The 222-nt window shown below is 57.2% G+C and carries 1 pseudogene; it reads left to right on the top strand.

The features are described from left to right. Positions 1 to 222, top strand: a pseudogene (locus AUR66_RS14335) (ABC transporter substrate-binding protein); the annotation flags it as partial.

Raw genomic sequence — 222 nt, 5'->3', positions numbered from 1 at the left:
GCGGTTCTACGATTTCGTCCTGTCGGCACCACTGTTCCAGTTCCCACCCACCAAAGAACAGCTCGATGCACCCGAAGTGACCGAAAATGAGGTCATCCAGCAGTTCCCCGAAGTGATGGAGCTTGTCCGCAACAACTGGGATGCGTTCACCACCGTTCTCGCGACGGGTGACGGTGGGGCACCGAATATCGTTGCCGCTGACGCGTACAGTGAACAGCTCTT

This window comes from Haloferax profundi (assembly GCF_001469865.1).
In the GTDB taxonomy this organism is placed as follows: Archaea; Halobacteriota; Halobacteria; order Halobacteriales; family Haloferacaceae; genus Haloferax; species Haloferax profundi.
The sequence above is the reverse complement of the archived record's forward strand: the minus strand, read 5'-3'. Positions and strand labels throughout refer to the sequence as shown.